Source organism: Dyella jiangningensis (assembly GCF_003264855.1).
Lineage (GTDB): Bacteria > Pseudomonadota > Gammaproteobacteria > Xanthomonadales > Rhodanobacteraceae > Dyella > Dyella jiangningensis_C.
Genome location: NZ_NFZS01000001.1, coordinates 2,099,493 through 2,119,751, shown reverse-complemented (window position 1 = coordinate 2,119,751; position 20,259 = coordinate 2,099,493). Strand labels below are relative to the sequence as shown.

The 20,259-nt window shown below is 66.4% G+C and carries 20 protein-coding genes; 8 read left to right on the top strand and 12 right to left on the bottom strand.

From position 1 onward, the window contains the following. Positions 1-195: 195 nt before the first annotated feature. Together trxB and CA260_RS09490 are read left to right on the top strand one after the other, a co-directional pair. On the top strand, positions 196-1,161 hold the full coding sequence (gene trxB / locus CA260_RS09495; RefSeq protein WP_111982482.1) for a thioredoxin-disulfide reductase: 966 nt from the start codon (positions 196-198) through the stop codon (positions 1,159-1,161). Between the two features lie 246 nt (positions 1,162-1,407). Continuing rightward, positions 1,408-2,547: a GNAT family N-acetyltransferase gene (locus CA260_RS09490; RefSeq protein WP_111982480.1), complete on the top strand. Its 1,140-nt coding sequence runs from the start codon at positions 1,408-1,410 to the stop codon at positions 2,545-2,547. A gap of 6 nt (positions 2,548-2,553) precedes the next feature. Here CA260_RS09490 and CA260_RS09485 read toward each other — a convergent pair whose 3' ends face one another. After that, positions 2,554-3,957 (bottom strand): serine hydrolase domain-containing protein, encoded by a 1,404-nt coding sequence (locus CA260_RS09485; RefSeq protein WP_111982478.1) that lies wholly within the window; start codon positions 3,955-3,957, stop codon positions 2,554-2,556. A gap of 103 nt (positions 3,958-4,060) precedes the next feature. Here CA260_RS09485 and aat point away from each other — a divergent pair, with 103 nt between their 5' ends. Then, the gene (aat, locus tag CA260_RS09480; RefSeq protein ID WP_111982476.1) at positions 4,061-4,792 is read left to right on the top strand and encodes a leucyl/phenylalanyl-tRNA--protein transferase; all 732 of its coding nucleotides are present in this window, start codon (positions 4,061-4,063) and stop codon (positions 4,790-4,792) included. Here aat and CA260_RS09475 read toward each other — a convergent pair. Beyond that, complete coding sequence (locus CA260_RS09475) at positions 4,778-5,419, bottom strand: cysteine hydrolase family protein (protein WP_111982474.1); 642 nt, start codon at positions 5,417-5,419, stop codon at positions 4,778-4,780. The two genes, aat and CA260_RS09475, sit on opposite strands and share 15 nt — an antisense overlap. 114 nt (positions 5,420-5,533) lie before the next feature. On the opposite strand from CA260_RS09475, the gene CA260_RS09470 reads away from it, so the two are divergent. Further along, positions 5,534-6,493: a GlxA family transcriptional regulator gene (locus CA260_RS09470; RefSeq protein WP_111982472.1), complete on the top strand. Its 960-nt coding sequence runs from the start codon at positions 5,534-5,536 to the stop codon at positions 6,491-6,493. Here CA260_RS09470 and CA260_RS09465 read toward each other — a convergent pair. Continuing rightward, positions 6,490-7,320: a helix-turn-helix transcriptional regulator gene (locus tag CA260_RS09465; protein WP_111982470.1), complete on the bottom strand. Its 831-nt coding sequence runs from the start codon at positions 7,318-7,320 to the stop codon at positions 6,490-6,492. The genes CA260_RS09470 and CA260_RS09465 overlap by 4 nt on opposite strands. 131 nt (positions 7,321-7,451) lie before the next feature. On the opposite strand from CA260_RS09465, the gene CA260_RS09460 reads away from it, so the two are divergent. Next, complete coding sequence (locus tag CA260_RS09460; protein WP_111982468.1) at positions 7,452-8,423, top strand: alpha/beta fold hydrolase; 972 nt, start codon at positions 7,452-7,454, stop codon at positions 8,421-8,423. A 71-nt stretch (positions 8,424-8,494) separates the two neighbouring features. On the opposite strand, the gene CA260_RS09455 is transcribed toward CA260_RS09460, so the two are convergent. The 7 genes from CA260_RS09455 to ispG all read right to left on the bottom strand — a co-directional run bounded on the left by CA260_RS09455 (position 8,495) and on the right by ispG (position 13,660). After that, a complete protein-coding gene (locus CA260_RS09455; protein ID WP_111982466.1) occupies positions 8,495-9,601 on the bottom strand; it encodes a glutathionylspermidine synthase family protein in 1,107 nt (368 codons plus the stop codon). 2 nt (positions 9,602-9,603) lie between these two features. Then, positions 9,604-10,023, bottom strand: coding sequence for a hypothetical protein (locus tag CA260_RS09450; RefSeq protein ID WP_111982464.1), 420 nt, complete (start codon positions 10,021-10,023; stop codon positions 9,604-9,606). 6 nt (positions 10,024-10,029) lie between these two features. Next, positions 10,030-10,431 (bottom strand): DUF350 domain-containing protein, encoded by a 402-nt coding sequence (locus CA260_RS09445; protein WP_111982462.1) that lies wholly within the window; start codon positions 10,429-10,431, stop codon positions 10,030-10,032. A 62-nt stretch (positions 10,432-10,493) separates the two neighbouring features. After that, entirely contained in the window at positions 10,494-11,312 is an 819-nt protein-coding gene (locus CA260_RS09440) for an HD-GYP domain-containing protein (protein ID WP_172461767.1), read from the bottom strand. Between the two features lie 105 nt (positions 11,313-11,417). Continuing rightward, entirely contained in the window at positions 11,418-11,711 is a 294-nt protein-coding gene (locus tag CA260_RS09435) for a DUF1905 domain-containing protein (RefSeq protein WP_111982458.1), read from the bottom strand. Positions 11,712-11,727: 16 nt separating this feature from the next. After that, positions 11,728-12,396 (bottom strand): class I SAM-dependent methyltransferase, encoded by a 669-nt coding sequence (locus CA260_RS09430; RefSeq protein ID WP_111982457.1) that lies wholly within the window; start codon positions 12,394-12,396, stop codon positions 11,728-11,730. Positions 12,397-12,403: 7 nt separating this feature from the next. Then, complete coding sequence (ispG, locus tag CA260_RS09425; protein ID WP_111982455.1) at positions 12,404-13,660, bottom strand: flavodoxin-dependent (E)-4-hydroxy-3-methylbut-2-enyl-diphosphate synthase; 1,257 nt, start codon at positions 13,658-13,660, stop codon at positions 12,404-12,406. Between the two features lie 198 nt (positions 13,661-13,858). On the opposite strand from ispG, the gene CA260_RS09420 reads away from it, so the two are divergent. Continuing rightward, positions 13,859-14,599 (top strand): helix-turn-helix domain-containing protein, encoded by a 741-nt coding sequence (locus CA260_RS09420; protein ID WP_172461766.1) that lies wholly within the window; start codon positions 13,859-13,861, stop codon positions 14,597-14,599. A 41-nt stretch (positions 14,600-14,640) separates the two neighbouring features. Here the strand turns inward: CA260_RS09420 and CA260_RS09415 are convergent, their stop codons facing one another. Together CA260_RS09415 and CA260_RS09410 are read right to left on the bottom strand one after the other, a co-directional pair. Beyond that, complete coding sequence (locus CA260_RS09415; protein ID WP_202864046.1) at positions 14,641-14,997, bottom strand: GFA family protein; 357 nt, start codon at positions 14,995-14,997, stop codon at positions 14,641-14,643. Then, positions 14,994-16,991, bottom strand: coding sequence for an acetyl-CoA hydrolase/transferase C-terminal domain-containing protein (locus tag CA260_RS09410; protein WP_111982449.1), 1,998 nt, complete (start codon positions 16,989-16,991; stop codon positions 14,994-14,996). The genes CA260_RS09415 and CA260_RS09410 overlap by 4 nt, the downstream gene beginning before the upstream one ends. Before the next feature lie 119 nt (positions 16,992-17,110). On the opposite strand from CA260_RS09410, the gene CA260_RS09405 reads away from it, so the two are divergent. Beyond that, positions 17,111-18,574, top strand: coding sequence for a phospholipase D-like domain-containing protein (locus CA260_RS09405; protein WP_111982447.1), 1,464 nt, complete (start codon positions 17,111-17,113; stop codon positions 18,572-18,574). Positions 18,575-18,690: 116 nt separating this feature from the next. Then, entirely contained in the window at positions 18,691-20,085 is a 1,395-nt protein-coding gene (xseA, locus tag CA260_RS09400; protein WP_111982445.1) for an exodeoxyribonuclease VII large subunit, read from the top strand. The last annotated feature ends 174 nt before the right edge of the window (positions 20,086-20,259 follow it).

Genomic DNA, 20,259 nt, shown 5'->3' with positions numbered 1-20,259 from the left:
TGCGCGAGCAGACCACCTTTGCGCACTTGCAGCAAAGTCAAAGGGATAGGCCCTGTCTTGATGAAAACCAGCTTCGGAGCCTCCATATAGGGGCGCACCGAAACACCATTCGCCGAAGCATGGTCGCCAGGGCGACCGGCGCCGGATTCCACCCATCCAGAACACCACCGCCCCGTCGGCGGATAGAAGGAACGCATGAACACAGCCACCAAGCACAGCCGCCTGCTGATCCTGGGCAGCGGTCCCGCCGGTTACACCGCCGCCGTCTATGCCGCGCGCGCCAACCTCAAGCCGACCATGATCACCGGCCTGCAGCAGGGTGGCCAGCTGATGACGACGACCGAGGTGGACAACTGGCCGGGCGATGTCGAGGGGCTGCAGGGTCCGGCGCTGATGCAGCGCATGGCCGAACATGCCGAACGCTTCAAGACCGAGATGGTGTTCGACCATATCCACACGGTGGACCTCAAGCAGCGCCCGTTCCGCCTGAAGGGTGATTCCGGTGAGTACACCTGCGACGCGCTGATCGTGGCCACCGGCGCCACCGCGAAGTACCTCGGCATCGCCAGCGAGGAACACTTCAAGGGCCGCGGCGTGTCCGCCTGCGCCACCTGCGACGGTTTCTTCTTCCGCGAGCAGGAAGTGGCGGTGATCGGCGGCGGCAACACCGCGGTCGAAGAAGCGCTGTACCTCTCCAACATCGCCAGCAAGGTCTATCTCGTGCATCGCCGCGACAAGCTGCGCGCGGAGAAGATCATGCAGGACAAGCTGTTCGAGAAGGCCGCCGCCGGCAAGATCGAGCTCATTTGGAACCACACCGTCGATGAGGTGCTGGGCGACAACTCCGGCGTCACCGGCGTGCGCGTGAAGGACGTCAACTCGGGCACGACGCGCGACATCCCGGTCACCGGCTTCTTCGTCGCGATCGGCCATACGCCGAACACCGGCATCTTCGACGGCCAGCTCGACATGCACGATGGCTACATCAAGATCCGCAGCGGCCTGGCCGGCATGGCCACGATGACCTCGGTGCCGGGCGTGTTCGCCGCCGGCGACGTGGCCGACCATGTGTACCGCCAGGCGGTGACATCGGCTGGCTTCGGCTGCATGGCCGCTCTCGATGCCGAGCGCTGGCTGGATCAGCAGGGTCCGGCGAGCTGATGGCTCACCTTTCCGGCGCATTCGTTCGGTGATTCCGAAGATGCGCCGGCCTGTCTTTGATCGTCATTCCGGCGCAGGCCGGAGGTGCTTTTTCAACGGCGAAGCCGGTCATCCAGTAGCGACGGTCCTGAGTTTTCGCGAAAAGACAATACTGAAGTCTTTCGCAATAACCGTACCCAGCGGCAACTGGATTCCGGCCTGCGCCGGAATGACGAGGATGTAACGGTTCGGCGAATTCAGAGTCACGTGATCGAAGCCCGCTTCCACGACAGCATCGACGGCATCCCCGCCACGGCGTGGGACGCGTTGCGGCCTGACGACAACCCGTTCGTCTCGCACGCCTTTCTTTCCCTGCTCGAGCGCACCGGCTGCGTCCGTCCCGACTGGGGTTGGCGCCCGCATCATCTCGGTCTCTACGAAAACGACGCACTGATCGCCGCCGCGCCGCTATACCTCAAGGGTAATTCGCACGGCGAGTTCGTGTTCGACTGGAGTTGGGCCAGTGCATGGGAGCGTGCCGGCGGCGACTACTACCCCAAGCTGCTCAACGCCGTGCCCTACTCGCCCGTGCCCGGCCCGCGCCTGCTCGCGGGACGGGGACCGCACGCGCAGGCGCGCCACGCCCTGCTCGCCAAGGCCATGAAAGGGCTCGCCGAACAGCTGAATCTCTCGTCCGTGCATGCCAACTTTCTTCGCGACGACGAGCTGGCCGCTTTCGATGGCGACTGGCTCGAACGCTCGGACGTACAGTTCCACTGGCATAACCATGGGCACGCGGATTTCGCCGGTTTCCTCGCCGCACTCAACCACAAGAAACGGAAGAACATCCGGCAGGAACGCAGCCATGTCGCCGGAAGCGGGCTCTCCATCGAGATGCGTGGCGGCGGCAGCCTGGGCACGAGCGAGTGGCGCCGCATCCACGCGCTCTACGAAGCCACCTTCGACGCGAAGGGCAACCATGCTGCGCTCACGCGTTCCTTCTTCGCCGCCCTGGGTGAGACGCTGGGCGATGCCGTGCAGGTGGCGCTGGCACGGATGGACCATGAGATCGTCGCGATGGCGCTGTTCCTGCAAGGCAACGACACCTTGTATGGCCGCTACTGGGGCGCCGCGGTGGATGTGCCCGGCCTGCACTTCGAGCTGTGCTACTACCAGGGCATCGAGCACGCCATACGCCACGGATTGCAGCGCTTCGAGCCGGGCGCGCAAGGCGAACACAAGCTCGCGCGCGGCTTCCTGCCCGTGCGCACGCATTCGCGCCACTACCTGGTGAACGGGAGTTTCCGCGACGCCGTGCGCCAGGCGCTGACGCACGAAGCGGAAGCCATCGACGATTACGCCAGGGAGCTGCTGCAACACAGCCCCTACGCGCACGTGTCGTCCTGAGATTTTTCAGCCGACGGAAATGCCCGCGACCTTGCCTTCGGCATCCAGCTCCACGCCGAAGGGAAGACTGTTGCCGGGGCCGAACTCGATCCGGTAATCGTTCCACGTCCTGTTCTTTTCCTTGTCCGGACGCTGGCCCTTGTAGATGAAGGACGACGGCTCGCCGAACGGCGACAACTGCCTGGCCATGCGCTCGGAAAGGCCGTCGCCCATCTTCGCCTTCAATCTCGCATCGAACATGGAAAGATCGGCGCCCCTGCCCTGCAACCTTGCGAAGGCCTTGCGCACCGCCTCCGTCGTTGCGGTGTTCTCGCCGGCCGCCGGCTTGCGCGCGGCCGCGGCGATGTCCGGGTACAGCGCCTCGAACGTGGCGGACACCAGCATCTGGCCCGGCTCCGGATTGTCGCCCACGTTGGTGAACGCGATGATCTGGATGCCCTGCTTCGGGAAATACTGGTTCGACGTGGTGAAGCCGAACGAACCGCCGGTATGGCCGACGCGCGGCTGTTCGTCGAGCGTATCGACGAACAGCCCCAGTCCGTAGTCGGTACTTCCCGTCGCCGGCGTCGCCATCAGCGCGTAATCCGCGGGGCTGACGATCTTTCCGCCCTGCAGCGCCATGTTCCAGCGTTCGAGGTCCGCCACGGTGGATACGAGATTGCCGGCGGCCCAGCCCACGGTGGCATGGATGGTCGGCGCAGCCTCGAGCTTGCCATTCGTATGTCGGTAGCCCTTCGCCATGGCCGGCGCGCGCGCCTCCTCCGCGACCGTGATCGTCTGGCCCATGCCCGCCTTCGCCAGCAAGTGCGTCCTCACGTAGTGCTCGTACGACTCGTGCGACGCCACCTCGATCACCCGGCCGAGCAGCACATAACCGCTGTTGGAATAGGACCACCGCGTGCCGGGCGGGAAATCCAGCGGACGATCCTTGATGCGCGCCATGATCTGCGCGAACGTCGCCGGCTTGACCGCCCACGTCTCCACGTCGTCGCCGTCGAGGTATTCCGGCATGCCGCTGGTATGGGAAAGCAGCTGTATCAGCGTCACTTCCTTCGCATGCGGCGCATCGGGGAGGTACGTGGCCAGCGTGGCATGGATATCAAGCTTGCCGGCCTCCTGCAGCTGCAGGATCGCGGCGGCTGTGAATTGCTTGGTGATCGAGCCGATTTCGTAGCGGGTCGACGCGGCGGCTGGTGTCTTTCGCTCCCGGTCGCTCAGGCCATAGGCATGGACATAGAGAGGCACGCCATCCCGATAGACGGCCAGGGTGGCGCCCGGCGTACCGGTTCGCTGCAGCACCGCTTGCGCGTCGGCGTCGATGCGGCCGGCCAGCGCCGGATCCATGGCAGGCGAGGACGCCATCGCCGCCGGAGCGAACAACACCATCCAACACAAGTCGCGACAGCGCATGCCAATTTCCGGGGGCTGCAAGGGTGGAACATGCTAACCACATCCCCATGCCGGTAGCATGTACCTCTCTTCCCGGCTTCGCCTTACCGAATATCCAGGCGCCATGATTCGACTGCCCCTGCTCGATACGGCCAAGCCGGAGCATTTTCCCGACCCGCGCAAGGCACTGGACGAGCCCAACGGCCTGCTCGCCTTCGGCGGCGACTTGTCACCGCGCCGCCTGCTGGCGGCGTATGCGCAGGGCATCTTTCCCTGGTTCAACGAAGACGAGCCGCTGCTGTGGTGGTCGCCTGATCCGCGCTGCGTTTTCCATACCGCCGCATTGAAACCCAACCGAAGCCTGCGCCGTCGTCTCGCACAGGTGTCATGGCGCATCACGGTGGATCACGCCTTCGGCGACGTCGTGAAGGCCTGCGCCGCGCCCCGGCCCGGCCAGAGCGGGACCTGGATCGTGCCTGCCATGGTCGATGCCTATACGCGCCTGCACCTGCTCGGGCATGCGCACAGCGTGGAGGTGTGGGAGCAAGAGCGGTTGGTCGGCGGCATCTATGGCATCGCGGTTGGCCGCCTGTTCTGCGGTGAGTCGATGTTCAGCCGCGAGAGCGGCGGTTCGCGCGTCGCGCTCACCGCCCTCGCGCAACTGCTGCGCCGGTGGGACTTCCCCTGGATCGATGCGCAGGTCACCAATGCGCATTTGCTGCAGTTGGGCGCGGTGGAATACCCGCGCCCGCAGTTCCTGCGCACCGTGAGCCAGCTGGCCCACCTGCCCGGACAGCCGGGCCTGTGGAGGGAATTCACGCCGCTGGCCCAGATCGCTCCCTCAGGCGGCCACTGACGTCTTGCGTGCCTGCGCGGCCCGATAGGAGCTGATGATGTCGCCACGCTCCGGCACGGCGCCCGTCGCCAGCGCATGCATCCATTCCTCCGTGCTCAGCACGGCCGCGAAGCGCGAGTGCTCGACCACGCTGAACACGCGATGGATTTCCTCGGCGCTGGCATAGCCGGCACGGTTGGCATACGAGACCGCGCCCGAGGCGTCGTGCACGAACTCCACCGCCAGGCCACGATCGAATGCGTGCTTGATGGTGGTGTCGTTGCAGTTATGGGTCATGTAGCCCACCACGGTGACGGTGTCGACGCCCTGCGCTTCCAGCCATGCGGCCAGGCCGGTCTCGCTGAAGGCGCTGGGCAGCGGCTTGTTGAACAGCGCGTCGCGATGGCGCCTGGCGACTTCGTCGTGCAACTGCCAGCCATGACTGCCCACGGCGAACGCGGGCGCGCTGGCCGGTGAATCCTGCTGGATCACGACCACCGGGATACCGGCCGCCGTGGCGGCGTCCATGATCTTCGCGATGTTGGCGAGCGAACCGGAGGACGGCGGATATTCGATCTGCAGGTTGCCGGTGAAATATTCGTTCTGCACGTCGACCACGATCAGCGCGCGGCGGGGAGAGACAGCCATGGCACAGCTCCTTGCGTGAGTTTGGATGGCGTGCATGGTGCGCCGCCGGGCACTTGCACACGAGTGGCCCGAAGGACAATTATCGATGCAATCGGGCCACCGGGATTTCTTGCCATGCGTCGCATCCGTATCGCCGTCGTCGCCTTCGAAGGCATCCTGCCTTTTCATCTCTCCGTGCCCTGTGCGGTGTTCCAGTCATCGACGCCGGAACGCCGCTCGCCATTTCGCCTGCGCGTGTGCTCGGCGGAAGGCCGCCGCATCACCAGCGCCGCCGGCTTTTCCATCGGCATGGATTACGGACTGGAAGAACTCGCTCACGCGGACGTCGTGATCGTGCCGTCCTGGCGCGACTCGAACGAAGTGCCGCCTGCCGCCTTGCTGCAGCAACTGCGGAACGTCGCCGCGCGCGGAAAGCGTGTCGTCGGTCTCTGCCTGGGTGCGTATGTGCTGGCCCACGCCGGCCTGCTCGATGGCAGGAAGGCCACGACGCACTGGCACTGGGCGGGTGATCTGGCCAAGCGTTTTCCCGACGTGGAAGTCGATGCCGACGTGCTCTACGTCGACGAAGGCAACATCGTGACCTCGGCCGGCGCGGCCGCCGGCATCGATTGCTGCCTGCACCTCGTGCGCCAGATGTTTGGCGCGGACATGGCCAGCAGCATTGCGAGGCGCATGGTGGTACCACCTTTCCGCCGCGGCGGGCAGGCACAGTTCATCGAACAACCCGTGCCCGAAGCGCCGACGGACCGTCGCATGGCGCGGCTGCTGGAACAGGTGCAGCGCCATCTCGACCAGGAACACAGCCTCGATGCCATGGCGGAGAAGGCGGCGATGAGCCGTCGCAGCTTTACCCGCCATTTCCGCCAGCTGACCGGCAGCAGCTTCGGCGACTGGTTGCTGTCGCAGCGCCTGAGCGAAGCGCAGCGCCTCCTGGAGACCACGCCTCTGCCATTGGAACGCATCGCGATGGCGATCGGGCTCGGTTCGCCGGTCACGTTGCGTCAGCACTTCCAGCGCGCCTACCGCACCTCCCCGACGCAGTACCGGCGAACGTTCTGCGCCGCGCAGGCTTAGGCGCCCGGGGCCTGCTTCCTGCAAAACGCCGCGGTGGCTTCGTCGTCGGGAAAGCAGCATTCGATGCGCAGCTCATCCACGGTCACATCACGCGGCGTACCGAACGTGGTGAAGGTGGAAAAGAAGCGCAGCTCCACGCCATCGCGCCGGAACACGGTAGTGAGCAGAGGCGATGGCGTCGTGCCAGGCTCGCGCGTGCGCCAGCGTGCCGGCACGCCGGGATAGGACAAGGCTTCGTCCAGCAGCGCGCGCGACACGCTGTCGGAAGGCGCCGATGCGACATCGCTGTGCAGGTGGCGAACGAGATCGCCCGCCACTTCCTCCCAGTTCACCACGGCGGCGCGCAAGCCTTCGGGATCGAAGAAATGGCGGATCATGTTGCCGTGCTGCCGGCCGTCGCGCAGCAGGAAACCCGTGATCCTCTGCGCCGCCTCGTTGGCCATCACGATGTCCCAATGGCAGTTCAGCACGAAGGCCGGATACGGCTCCTGCTGGCCGATGATGAACTCGGTGGCGCGACGCACCTGCGCAAGCGCCGGTGTCGTCAACGCGGTCTCCGGATAGCTCGGCGCATAACCCGCCGCCATCAACAAGGCGTTGCGCTCGCGCAGCGGCATCTCCAGCGCATCGGCCAGGCGCATCACCATGTCCTGGCTCGCTTGCGACTTGCCGGTCTCCACGCAACTGAGGTGACGTGTCGACACATCGGCGGCTAGCGCGAGATCCAGCTGGCTCATGCGCCGGGCGGCCCGCCATTCACGCAGCAGGATGCCTGCGCGCGAGGTGGGCGCGGGAGGTGGCGGGGACAGCGGAAGTCGGGCGGCCATGAGGCATCTTAGAGGGCCGATGCACGCGGCGCCCATGACCTTCGAGGTCAAGTCGCCATGACCCGCCGCGTTATTGCCCGCAGGAACGACGGGATCAACCATTTGCCCACCTTCCGAACCCAGGCACCGCCATGCATCGCCGGACCTTTCTGCAGACCATGAGCTTCGCGCTCGCCGCCGGCACCCTCGGCGTTGCGACCAGGAAAACGCTGGCCAGCGGCTCGGCACCCACGATCACGCTGGACGCTGCCACCTACCGCCGCGAACGCCGCCATGCCCATCTGCCCTGCGGCGATGTCGCGTATCTCGATCGCGGGCGCGGTCCGGCCACACTGTTCCTGCATGGCTTTCCGCTCAACAGCTTCCAGTGGCGCGGCGTGATCGCACAGCTCTCAGGCGAACGGCGCTGCATCGCGCCCGACTGGCTGGGGCTCGGCTACACGCATGTCGCGCCGGGACGGGCGGTCACGCCGGCCGCGCAGGTCAACATGCTGATCGCGCTGCTCGACCTGCTGCACGTCGTCACGGTGGACGTGGTGGCCAACGACAGTGGTGGCGCCATCGCGCAATGCCTGATGACGCGACACCCCGAGCGTGTACGCACGCTGCTGCTCACCAACTGCGATGTGGAAAACGACAGTCCGCCGGCAGCGCTGCAGCCGGTCATCGAGATGTCACGCAAGGGGCGGTTCGTCGACCAGTGGCTCGCTCCATGGCTGGCCGACAAGGCGCTGGCGCGATCCCCGCAAGGCATCGGCGGCATGTGCTACCAGTTTCCCGAGCATCCCACGGACGAAGCGCTCGACTACTACCTGTCGCCGCTGTGCCAGCCTGCCCAGAAGCCGTGGGTGCATGCCTATGCGCTGGGATTGACGCCCAACCCGCTGGCCGGCATCGAACCCCAGCTGAAGCACAGTCGCGTGCCGACGCGCATCCTGTGGGGCACGGGCGACGACATCTTCTCGCAGGCGAGTCCTGACTACCTGCAGCGAACGCTGGGCAATCCCCGCGGCATCCGCCGTATCCCCGGCGCCAAACTGTTCTTCCCCGAGGAGTATCCCGACGTTATCGTCGAGGAACTGCGCAGGCTGTGGGCTGCCTAGCGCTCAGGCCGGCACGGCGCCCCAGGATTTCAACAGCCCGTGCACGTCGTTGATGACGAACTGCATGCGACTCACCCCGCGAATCGATGCGGCACGAAGCAGCTGGTATTGCGGGTAATCAGGCCATCGTCCTCGCGCAGGCCGATGCCGACCGCGGTATCGCCCACCACCCATGAACCCACCAGGGCGTGCCGCCCTTCATACGATGGCAGCGGCGAGAATGCCTGGTAGATGCACCGCTCGCTGGTTGCGCTTTCCGCCTCGCCCTGCGGCAACACGATCACGCCCGCACCCTCCCTGCCCCAGCACGGCTTGCGCACGACAGGCCCTTCGAGGTCGCTGCGCCGCCGGCTGGCCGGCAACAGGTTCGGATGCCCGGGGAAGAACTCCCACAACAACGGAAGCACGGCCTTGTTCGACAGCACCATCTTCCACGCGGGCTCGATCCAGCGGAGCCGGGAGCCCTGCAGGTGCATCGCGAAAGGCTCGGCCAGCATCCATTCCCAGGGATAGAGCTTGAACAGCCGGTCGATCGGCAGGTTGTCCATATCGATGAAGTCGCGCCCCGACCAGCCGACCTGCTCGATATCCAGGGCCGTCGCACGGTGTCCCGCCTGCAGGCAGGTGTCGATCAGGTAGTCGGTGGTGAGTGCGTCCTCCAAGCTCTCGTAGCACGCCGCGAAATGCACGAGCGAAGACGGCGGCAGTATCCGCCAGCGCTCGACCAGCGCTTCATGGATCGCATTGAACTGATCGGCCTCGGGCGCGACGTCCTGCAGCCAGTACCACTGCGCTACCGAAGCCTCGAACAAGGCCGTCGGCGTGTCCGCGTTGTATTCGAGCAGACGCGGCGGCGCGCTGCCGTCGTAGACGAGATCCATCCGGCCATACAGCGCCGGCTCGCGATCCCACCAGCTGCGTTCGACCAGCGCCGCGGCACGTGCGTCCAGGCCGAGGTCGTCGTAGCGCCCGTCGCGCACCACGCGATCCACCGCCTCCAGGCAAAGCGCATGCAGTTCGTTGGTCGCGGCTTCGATCTCATCGATTTCGCGGGCGTCGAAGACGTAGCAGATGTCTTCGCGCCAATAAGGCTGCGCGTCGATCGTATGGAAATCGAAACCCTGCGCTTCGAGTCGCGCCTGCCAGTCCGCGCGTGGCGCGCATGCCTGACGGCGCATGCTCAGCTCGCTCGCGCAAACACGCGGCTGCTGGAACCGAAACCGCCGCGCGTGCCGAATTCGACCAGGCGAGGACCGGAACGGCCGGGTCCGGGGTCCGATGCACCGCCTCCGCGGTCGCTGCGATACCACGGCCCGTAGTAACGCAATCCGCCACCGCCGCTTCCGCTGGAACCCACCGGGTTGTCCAGCTCGCATTGGCCGGTGGAATAGTCGTGCACGCACTCTTCCAGGCTGTCGTAGCGATTGCGCTGCACGTCGTGGCCACGACCGAGTGCCGTCAGCCCCACCAGGGCGGCACCGCCCAGCATGAGCAGCGGCACGGCATGGGATTTCTTCTGCGGCTGATCGCGCAACGGCCGGAACTGCGCATCCGGCCGACGCGGTGTGCGCGTGTCATCGGACTTCTTGAGGTCACCCATGACGCGCTACCAGGTCATGGCCGCGGCGTTCACCACGCCGACGGCCAACGCCAGTACCGCGGCGAAGCCTGCCACCGCGCGGTTGTCGGCTTCGATCTGCGCGGCGAGATCATGGATCAACAGGCGTACCGTCAGATGCGTCAGCCACTGCACGATGAGCGCCACCAGGCCCCACAACGCCAGGTCGAGCAGGCTCACGCTGTGCGCCATCGCACTCGCGAGCGGCGCCACGAAACCCAGCAGCGCACCGCCCAGGCTGATCGCCGCGGCCTGGTTGCCATGCCTGATCAGCGCCAGCTCGCGCTGGGGCGTGAGCCAGAGATGCACCGTGCAGAAGATCGCGAGAAAAAGGACACCCAACCCGAAATACGCTGCGAACGCCGGCAGCGTGGAAAGATCCGGCAACACGTGCTTCCCCCGTTGATGCGCCCGTCCTGGGCGCCGACCCAGTGTAGCCAGACGCCTGGCGCTCAGTCGACGGTGGCCTGTCCCAGGCCAATCGCCCTCAGCTCGTCATAGTGCTCAAGGAACAATCCCACGATGCTTGGGTCGAGCTGGCCGCCTGCCGCATTGCGCAGATAGTCGAGCACATCCTCTTCGGGCCATGCCGGCTTGTACACGCGCGGAAAGCTCAGTGCGTCCCACACGTCGACCACGCTGAAGATGCGCGCCGCCAACGGAATTTCTTCGCCACTCAGGCCGCGCGGATAGCCGGTGCCGTCCCAGCGCTCATGGTGCGCAAACGGAATGTCGATGGCGGGACGAAGGAACGCCGTGCGCATGAGCAGGTCGCGGCCCAGCGTGGTGTGCGTGCGCATCACCGTGGTTTCCTCGGGCGTGAGCGGACCGGGCTTCACGAGGATCGCATCCGGCAAGGCGAGCTTTCCGATGTCGTGCAGCAAGGCGCCAAAACGCACGTTGCGCAACGCATCGCCCTCCAGGCCGGCCTGGCGTGCCAGCGCCACGGTCATGCGCATGACGCGCTCGGAGTGGTCGCGTGTTTCCTTGTGGCGCACGTCCATCGCCGACACCAGGGCGCGCAGCGATTGCTCGTTGCCGTTGAGCAGCATGTGGTTGAGGCGGTCCAGGCGCCGCATGTCGCGCCCGATCAGCCAGTAGAGCAGCACCGCCGTGCACAGCACGAACAGCGTGCCCTTGAGACTATGCAGGAGACCCAGCGTGTGCTCGCTGTAACCGAGTGAAAACACCAGGCGATCGGACAGGAAAATCCATGCCAGCGCCAGCAGCACATAGATGGCGACGATACGAATTTGTGGCCTGACTGTCACCGATCCTCCCGAACTCCATTCCGGCGTCCGCGCGGAACTGCCGCGACGGCGGAGCATACACGCAGACGATGCGCCGAGCAGGTGAGCGACGCGTGCACGAATGGATCAGGCGTCGTCCGGCTCAAGCAGCACGTCCACCGGCTGGCCCGCGGCGAGTTCGGCCGCGGTGGCTAGCGAATCCTCCAGCAACAACCAGAAGGAGCCGGCGCGCTCCACGACCGAGGCGCTGAAGGTGCGCCCGTTGAGGCTGCCGCGCACGCGATGGCCGTGGCCACATCGCCACAGCGGCCGCGCGGGCGTGGACCACTGGCTGATCGGATCGAACGGCAGCGGCACCAGCCACTGCCGTTGCCCACTCTGAACAACGGCACGAAACGCAACGGCGCGATGCCTGTTCATTCCCCTCCCCCCGAGGTTACCCCGCCATGAAGATAACGGACGCGGGCTTGCCTGTGCGAGGGTGCAGCGGTTCGCGGAGGTCCATCAGGCACAGCCCCGCGCGGCGGAAGCTCGCCATCCAGCCCTCCAGCGTGCGGAAGTACCACGGCGCCGGCTGCCCGAAGCCATCGCCGCAACCGTCCCAGGAGCCTTCGCGCCAACCGTCGCGATAGGGCTCCACGCCCGCTGCCCAGGGATGGAGGGTCTGCACCAGCAAGGCGCCGCCAGGTTCGAGCAGGCAGGGAACGGATGCGAGCAGTTCGGCGACCGAGGTCTCGCCGAGCAGGGAGAAATTGCACACCACCAGGTCGGCGCGCTCATGCAGTGCGCCGGTAGCCACGTCCTCGTAGGCCATGACCCGGAACGTACCCCCGCCTTGTGCCTGCGCGGCTTTGACGAGCGACGGCACGGCATCCACGCCCAGGACCTCGACACCGGCCGCGGTGAGCGTTCGGGCGAGCCAGCCTTCGCCGCAACCGAGATCGATGACCTTGCGCGGCTTGCGGGACAGCACGGCGTCGACGATGGCGCGGTCCGTCACCAGCCTGCGGCTCTCGATCACGCCGCCGCGGACCGCGTGCTCCCATGCCTGTGCGTTGGCCTGCCAGGCGTCGAGGATGCGTGCTTCGCTCGCCTCGCCGCCCATGGCCGCCTCAACCTGCCCGGCTGGCGTATTTCGTGGCGACGTAATGGTCGAGGATGCCGATGAACTCGTTGGCGATGTTGTCGCCACGCAGCGTCATGGCCTTCTCGCCGTCGATGAACACCGGTGCCGACGGCGCTTCGCCGTTGCCCGGCAGCGAGATGCCGATGTTGGCGTGCTTGGATTCGCCGGGGCCATTCACCACGCAACCCATCACGGCCAGCGTGAGGTTCTCCACGCCGTCGTACTTCACGCGCCACAGCGGCATCTGCTCGCGCACATGCGACTGCACCGTGCGCGCCAGTTCCTGGAAGAATTCACTGGTGGTGCGGCCACAGCCCGGACAGGCCGTGACCAGCGGCGTGAACGCGCGCAAGCCCATGGTCTGCAGCAGCTCCTGCGCCACGATGACTTCGCCGGTACGCGATGCGCCCGGCTCAGGCGTGAGCGAGATGCGGATGGTGTCGCCGATGCCTTCCTGCAGCAGCACGGCCAGCGCCGCGGACGAGGCCGTGATGCCCTTGGAGCCCATGCCGGCCTCGGTCAGGCCCAGGTGCAGCGCGTAGTCGCAGCGACCGGCGATATCGCGATACACCGCGATCAGTTCCTGCACGCCGGACACCTTGCACGACAGGATGATGCGATCGCGCGGCAGGCCGATCTCCTCCGCGCGCAACGCCGAATCCAGCGCCGAACGGATCAATGCTTCGCGCGCCACATGCGCGGCATCCCAGGGTTCGGCACGCTTGTGGTTCTCGTCCATCAGCGTGGCGACCATCGACTGGTCGAGCGAACCCCAGTTCGCGCCGATGCGCACCGGCTTGTCGTAGCGCAGCGCCATCTCGATGATCGAGGCGAACTGGCTGTCCTTCTTCTTGCCAAAGCCCACGTTGCCCGGATTGATGCGGTACTTCGCCAGCGCCTCGGCGCAGGCCGGCTCCGCTTCAAGCAGCTGATGGCCGTTGTAGTGGAAGTCGCCGATGACCGGCACGTCCACGCCCATCATCGCCAGCTTGTCGCGGATGCGCGGCACCGCGGCTGCAGCCGCCGGCGTGTTCACCGTGATGCGCACCAGCTCGGAGCCCGCGCGGGCCAGTTCGGCGATCTGCCTGGCGGTGCTCGACGGATCCTCGGTGTCGGTATTGGTCATCGACTGCACCACGATGGGTGCACCGCCGCCGACCGTGATCTTGCCGATCTTGACGCCGACGCTGGGGCGGCGGGGAGCGGGTTGCGCGGGACGGGGAGAAGAGGACTGGTCGCTCATGGATGGATTTGGCTGCACGTCTTGGGCCGCGGGCGGATGCGGCAACTGCAAAAGGATAACCGAATGCCCGGGGCTGCCCTAGCAAGCCGGAAACCCGGTTCAGCGATGCGGCATAAACGCGCACAACTGCCATTCCCGCCCCGCTTGCGAGGATCATGGCCCCGGATACCGAGCAAGGATTCAGGAGGCCAACGCACCATGCTTCAGACATACCCACGCCAGGACGGCGCCAACCGCATGACACCCTCGCCATCCTGCGCGGGCTGCGGTCACGCCTCCGTCTGCCAGGCCAGCGGCTTCGACCGAGCCGAGCTTTCAGGCTTGCGCCATATCGCCGAACGCATCGGCCCACTGCGCACTGGCGAGTACCTGTACCGCCCGATGTCGCCGTTCCGCGCCCTGTACGCCGTGCAATCGGGCATGGCCAAGACGGTGGCGGTGGACGTGGCCGGTCGCGAGCAGGTGCTGGCCTTCCACCTGCCTGGCGAAATGATCGGCCTGGATGCGATCGATCGCGAAATGCACGACAACGCCGTGGTGGCCCTCGGCAAGACGCAGTTCTGCCGGTTCCCGTATTCGGCCGTGCGCCAGGTCGCGATGGAGCAGCCCGAGGTGCCCTGGCATCTCATGAACGCCGCGAGCCACCGCATCTCGCGACTGCAGCTGAGTGGTGGCAACTACCTAGCTGAAGAACGCTTCGCGGCGTTCCTGGTCGATCTGCGCGATCGTCGCGCCATGCTGGGCCTCTCCGCCGATTACCTGCCGCTGCCGATGTCGCGCGCCGATATCGGCAACCACCTGCGCCTGACCACGGAAACCGTCAGCCGCCTGCTGGGACGCTTCCGCCAACGCAACCTCATCGCGCTGGACCGCCACGGCCTGCACGTGGTCAATCTGCCCGCCCTGCGCGAACTTGGCCAATCACTGCTGATGAGCTGAAGCCTCACCCGGGGAGTGCATGTCGCACTCCCCGGCCTGCTTCATAGCAGGTGCAGGCCATCGAACGAACGGCGCTCCACCGACGCCAGCTCGATGCCTTCCAGGCAGCGCACGTTGACCGCGACCATGTCGTCGCCGCTCTTGGGATCCTTGCCATACGCAAACGGCTGGCAGCCGCAATGGGGACAGAACCGGTGGTCGATCATGTGCCGGTTGAACTGGTAACTCGACAAGGCATCTTCGGCGGCGTGCAGATGAAACCGCGCGCGCGGCACGAACCACAGCAGGAAGCCCTTGCGGCTGCAGTGCGTGCAATTGCATTCGATGGCCTGCGTGGGTTCGCCTTCGACTTCGAAGGTGATGCGTCCACAATGGCAGCTGCCCTTCTGCATCGTCATCCACTCCTTGTCGTATCGGTTTGAGCGCCCGCCTCGGCCGGCTCGATCGCGTGGCCGGTCCGGCGCAACGCGGCCCTTAGCACCAGTCGAGATGCGCGATCGCCCATCGTGGCCGGCTTGTCCAGCGCCATGCGCGTGATGGCCTCGGCCTCGCCTGCTACCGGCGCACCTCGTTTCAAGGCGGCACGCAGGATATCCAAACGGCCGCGCCAGCTGTCCTTGCGCAGCTTCAGCCAGGTAAGCGCCGTCAGCAGCTGCTGCTCGACCTCGGTGAAGTCGCTGCCGAACGGAAAAGCCGTCAACGCACCTTTGGACTGCCAGGGCGAAAGCGACTCGCGCAGGACATCGGGCCGGTTGTTACGCCACCGTTCCGGCACCTGGAAATCCGAAGCGAGCTTGCCGTGCGCCTTGGCTTCCGCGCACAGCGCATCGATGAAGCGCGCATCCGAAATCGCCAGCATGGCTTCGATGCATTCGCTGTCGGTCTTGCCGCGAAGGTCCGCCACGCCGTATTCGGTGACGAACAGGTCGCGCAGATGTCGCGGAATGGTGGCGTAGCCGTAGTTCCAGCGGATGTTGGTCTCCACGCCGCCGCGCCCCTGCCGAGTGGACCGCAACAACAGCACCGAGCGACCATCGGGCAGTTCGTGGGCCATGGCGACGAAGTTGTATTGGCCACCGACGCCGCTGACCACTTCGCCATTCTCCAGCCCGTCCGACACCGCCGAACCGAGCAAGGTGGCCATCATGCAGGTGTTGAAGAAGCGGGCGCCTCGTCGTTGCAACGACGCGAGTACCTGATGGTCGCCGTAGAGCTGGTTGACGTTGGAGACGCGGCACATGTCGAGCGCATCGGCATCTTCCGCCTCCAGCGCCGCCACCCAGTCGTACAACGCCTTCGAGCCCAGGAAGAAAGCCCCGCGCAGGTAATGCCCACCCGGCGTATCGGGCGACAGCCTGCCGCTGGCCGCTGCGCGCTCCAGGGCGATGTTGTCCCATGCGCGCCGCTTGAGGATGCCGGCCTGCTGAAGGTGCATGAAGCCGTCCATCACCATCTCGCTGGCGCCATACAGCCCCGTGCGAAACGGCGCGAGGCCGCCCATGCGGGCAGCCAGCGCGTGGGTGCCACCCCGCGGATCCAGCGCCACCAGCGCGCGGCGCCATTGCGTGTTGTCCAGTTGCCGCCAACGCAGCGCATGCACCAATGCATCGGAGAGCGCACCGATGCCGATCTGCAGGCATCCGCCATCGCGCACCAGCGCACTCGCATGCATGCCCAGCGCGTACTCCACCACGTCGAGCGGTTGCCTCGGCACGGCGAACAGCGGCGGCGATGTTTCGGTGCGCAGTTCGATATCGAAATAACCGCGCGTCACCTCCGCATGCCCGCTGACATAGGGCAGATCCGGATGCACGACGGCCACGCACAACGGCCGCGGCTTGCCCGACTGCACGACCTGCTCGATGAAATCCAGCGTCAGGTCAGGATTGCTCGACAGGCTGTAACGCACGCCGTCGGACGTTTCACGCCGCGCGACCAGCTGCAGCAGCAGGTTGATGTCCTGCACGGCGAGGTCGCGCGCGACGTGCGTGTAGTTCTGGCTGATGTAGTTGCGCTGCGCGCTGCCCGAATGCAGCAAGGCTCCGGACTGCATGTAGAACTCATGCACCGCCACGTTGGAAGGCAGGGCGTTGCGCGCCTGGTCGATCGCGTATTCCGGGTCGACTGCATCCGCACCGAAATGCCGCTCCACGAACGGACCGAGAAAACGCGCCTCAAGGCCCGGTGCAGGACGAGGCCGCGTCAGCGAAAGCGCCGTATAGAGCGACAGCGAACGCGAAGTGTCGGCCTTGGTCAGCCGATAGAGCGCATTGAGCAATCCATGCGGCTTGCCCAGCCCCAATGGCGCCGCGACGCGCAGGTCGGGGCCCAGCCGCTCGGCAATGTGTTGGGCACAGCTGTCGATGTCGGCAAAACATTGCTCAGGTGCCATGGAATGAGCATGACAGAAGGTTGATGGAGACGACACTGACCGCCATGGGCGCGTATTCGTGACACGCATCGGGTGAACGCGGGTTGAAGAAAGGCCGATGGCATGCCCTACTCTCCCTCATGAATTCAAAGCTCGCGTCCGCGTCCGCACGACTGTTGGCCGAACAGGCACTGAGCCGAGCCGCCGGCGCACCCTTGCTTGGCGGCAACGCCATCGAGTTGCTGATCGATGCCGCCGCCCACTACGACGCATGGCTGACCGCGATCCAGGCCGCGCGCCACCGGGTGCTGCTGGAGAACTACATCATCCGTGACGATGAGGTGGGCCGCGCCTTCCGCGACGCGCTGGTGGAATGCGCCAAGCGTGGCGTGCAGGTGGCCGTGGTGTACGACTGGCTGGGCTGCAAGGGGCAGTCGCGCGATCGTTTCTGGCGGCGGTTGCGCGCTGCCGGCGGCGAAGTGCGCGCTTTCAATCCACCCCAGCTCGGCCAGCCGTTCGGCTGGATCAGCCGCGATCATCGCAAGCTGCTCGTGGTCGACGGCGAGATCGGTTTTCTCTCGGGCGTATGCATCAGCCAGAAGTGGCTGGGTGACCCCGGGCGTGGCGTGGAGCCATGGCGCGACACCGGCGTGAGCCTGCGGGGGCCGGCCGTCGCCGAACTGGAACACGCGTTCGCCGAGAGCTGGGCCATCATCGGCGCGCCGCTTCCGCCCTTTCCGGAATCCGCCGCTGCGCAGGACCCCGCAGGCCCGGTGGCGCTGCGCGTGATCGCCACGCAGCCTTCGACGGCAGGCATGTATCGGCTGGACCAGCTCATTGCCGCCATGGCGCGACGAACGTTGTGGCTCACCGACGCCTATTTCATCGGCATCGCGCCGTATGTGCAGGCGCTCACGTCGGCCGCGCGCGATGGCGTGGACGTGCGACTGCTGGTGCCGGGCAGCAGCGATATCCCGCTCGTCGCCGGCATGTCGCGCTCGGGTTACCGGCCGCTGCTCAAGGCGGGCATCCGCGTGTTCGAATGGAACGGCTCGATGCTGCATGCGAAGACGGCGGTGGCGGACAACCTCTGGGCACGCGTGGGCTCGTCCAACCTCAACATCGCCAGCTGGCTGAGCAATCGCGAGATCGACGTGGCCGTCGAAGACACCGGTTTCGCGAAGCAACTGGCCGAGCAGTACGAGCGCGACCTGGAGCACGCCACCGAGATCGTGCTGGCGCCGCGGCGCTGGCGGCGCCACACCGAGCACGTGCGCAGCAAGGACCGGCAGCCTCAAGCGCGATACCGCCACGTGGGCGGCAGTTCGGGGCGGGCGGCGGCCGGGGCGCTGCGCATCGCCAACACCGTGGGCGCCGCGCTGACGGATCGCCGCGTGCTGGGCGATACCGCCACCGGGCCATTGGTGCTGGGTACGCTGGCGCTGACCCTGCTGGCGGCGCTGGGTTTCTTCTGGCCTGCCGTCATCGGTTGGCCGCTCGGCGCCATCGCCGCCTGGCTCGCCCTGAATTTCGGCGTCCGGACCTGGCGGTTGCGGCGGCGCCTGCGCGAAGCTGCAGCGGAGTCCGACGACACGCCGCCATGATCTTATAAAAATCAATGCAGTAGACGTATTGCCTCAGGACCTGGCTATGCTTGGTTCGGCAAGCGGATGTAATCCAAGCATTCATCAGCCGCCGGTCATGCTAGGCTCCCGCGTCCATGCGCTCGCCCGACGACTACAGCCAGGATCACGGCGGTTCTCCGCCTCGACAGATCCTCACCCCCAGTTCGCTCAACCGCCTGGTGCGCGATCTGTTGGAGGACGCCCTGCCCCTGATCTGGATCGAGGGCGAGCTGTCCAATGTGGCGCGCCCCGCCTCCGGACACCTCTATTTCACCCTCAAGGACGCCAGCGCCCAGGTGCGCTGCGCCATGTTCCGCCCGAAGAGCGGCTGGCTGAAGTTTCGTCCTACCGATGGCATGCACGTGCTGGTACGGGCACGCGTGGGCCTGTACGAACCCCGCGGCGAATTCCAGCTCGTTGCCGAGCACATGGAGCCGGCGGGCGAAGGCGCCCTGCAGCGCGAGTTCGAACAGCTGAAGGCGCGACTGGATGCCGAGGGCCTGTTCGATCCCGCGCGCAAGCGTGCACTGCCCCGATACGCGCGACGCATCGGCGTCATCACTTCGGCCACCGGGGCGGCGATCCGCGACGTGCTCAGCGTGATGTCGCGGCGCTGGCCGCTGGCTGAAGTCGACGTGCTGCCCGTGCCGGTACAAGGCCGCGAGGCGCCGCCGGCAATCACCACGATGTTGCGCAAGGCCTCGGCGAGCGGCCGCTACGACGTGTTGCTGCTCACCCGCGGCGGCGGCTCGCTGGAAGACCTGTGGGCGTTCAATGATGAGCAGGTGGCACGCGCCATCCACGCGAGCGCGGTACCGGTGGTGTCGGCCGTCGGCCACGAGATCGACTTCAGCATCGCTGACTTCGTGGCCGACCTGCGCGCGCCCACGCCATCCGCCGCGGCCGAACTGCTGGTGCCCGACGCCGCGCCGATGCGGCGACACCTGGAGCAACTGCGGCAACGCCTTGCCGTGCTGGAACAGCGCAAGTTGCAGGCGCGCATCCAGCGCGTGGATCACCTGTACGCGCGCCTGCAGGCGCAGCGGCCACAGGCCCGGCTTGCGCGCGATCGCGAGCGCCTGATCAACCTTGAGCGCCGGCTGCTGGGGGTGCAACGCGAACAGGCCCGCATGCGGCGCGTGGCGCTCGAACGCGCGTACGCGCGGCTGATCGCCCAGCATCCGCGCCTGCGCCTGCCGCTGTTGCGTCGTCGCCTGGCGGAGCTGTCGCAACGCCTTCGCCACTCGGTGGAACGACGACTGGAACGCGAACGCCTGACCCTGCGGCAGGCGGGCCGCGCCCTGCATGCTGTGAGCCCGCTGGCCACGCTGGAGCGCGGCTACGCGATCCTGTTCGATGAGCAGGGCAAGGTCGTGCGTTCAGTGCAGGGCGTGAGCGAAGGAGCACAGCTGCGAGGACGCCTTGCGGATGGCGAGTTGCCGCTGGTGGTGGGCCTGAAATTGAAAGCGGAAAAGCCCAGGGAGCAGTGACGCACCGCTTTTTGGTAGGAGCGCACCCAGTGCGCGATGGCATCTACCGTGGCGTCGACGCAACGTTGTTCGCGCACTGGGTGCGCTCCTACATTTGGGGTAACGGGACGCTGCGGCTCACATGATGTGAACGACTCATGCCCCATCCTTCGCGTTCCGGTCACAGGAGCGCGG

What these genes read in the sequence shown, in the direction of transcription:
- trxB (WP_111982482.1), top strand. Translation starts at nt 196, where the DNA reads ATGAACACAGCCACCAAGCACAGCCGCCTGCTGATCCTGGGCAGCGGT.
- CA260_RS09485 (WP_111982478.1), bottom strand. Translation starts at nt 3,957, where the DNA reads ATGCGCTGTCGCGACTTGTGTTGGATGGTGTTGTTCGCTCCGGCGGCG.
- aat (WP_111982476.1), top strand. Translation starts at nt 4,061, where the DNA reads ATGATTCGACTGCCCCTGCTCGATACGGCCAAGCCGGAGCATTTTCCC.
- CA260_RS09475 (WP_111982474.1), bottom strand. Translation starts at nt 5,419, where the DNA reads ATGGCTGTCTCTCCCCGCCGCGCGCTGATCGTGGTCGACGTGCAGAAC.
- CA260_RS09470 (WP_111982472.1), top strand. Translation starts at nt 5,534, where the DNA reads ATGCGTCGCATCCGTATCGCCGTCGTCGCCTTCGAAGGCATCCTGCCT.
- CA260_RS09465 (WP_111982470.1), bottom strand. Translation starts at nt 7,320, where the DNA reads ATGGCCGCCCGACTTCCGCTGTCCCCGCCACCTCCCGCGCCCACCTCG.
- CA260_RS09460 (WP_111982468.1), top strand. Translation starts at nt 7,452, where the DNA reads ATGCATCGCCGGACCTTTCTGCAGACCATGAGCTTCGCGCTCGCCGCC.
- CA260_RS09455 (WP_111982466.1), bottom strand. Translation starts at nt 9,601, where the DNA reads ATGCGCCGTCAGGCATGCGCGCCACGCGCGGACTGGCAGGCGCGACTC.
- CA260_RS09450 (WP_111982464.1), bottom strand. Translation starts at nt 10,023, where the DNA reads ATGGGTGACCTCAAGAAGTCCGATGACACGCGCACACCGCGTCGGCCG.
- CA260_RS09435 (WP_111982458.1), bottom strand. Translation starts at nt 11,711, where the DNA reads ATGAACAGGCATCGCGCCGTTGCGTTTCGTGCCGTTGTTCAGAGTGGG.
- CA260_RS09430 (WP_111982457.1), bottom strand. Translation starts at nt 12,396, where the DNA reads ATGGGCGGCGAGGCGAGCGAAGCACGCATCCTCGACGCCTGGCAGGCC.
- ispG (WP_111982455.1), bottom strand. Translation starts at nt 13,660, where the DNA reads ATGAGCGACCAGTCCTCTTCTCCCCGTCCCGCGCAACCCGCTCCCCGC.
- CA260_RS09420 (WP_172461766.1), top strand. Translation starts at nt 13,859, where the DNA reads ATGCTTCAGACATACCCACGCCAGGACGGCGCCAACCGCATGACACCC.
- CA260_RS09415 (WP_202864046.1), bottom strand. Translation starts at nt 14,997, where the DNA reads ATGACGATGCAGAAGGGCAGCTGCCATTGTGGACGCATCACCTTCGAA.
- CA260_RS09410 (WP_111982449.1), bottom strand. Translation starts at nt 16,991, where the DNA reads ATGGCACCTGAGCAATGTTTTGCCGACATCGACAGCTGTGCCCAACAC.
- CA260_RS09405 (WP_111982447.1), top strand. Translation starts at nt 17,111, where the DNA reads ATGAATTCAAAGCTCGCGTCCGCGTCCGCACGACTGTTGGCCGAACAG.
- xseA (WP_111982445.1), top strand. Translation starts at nt 18,691, where the DNA reads ATGCGCTCGCCCGACGACTACAGCCAGGATCACGGCGGTTCTCCGCCT.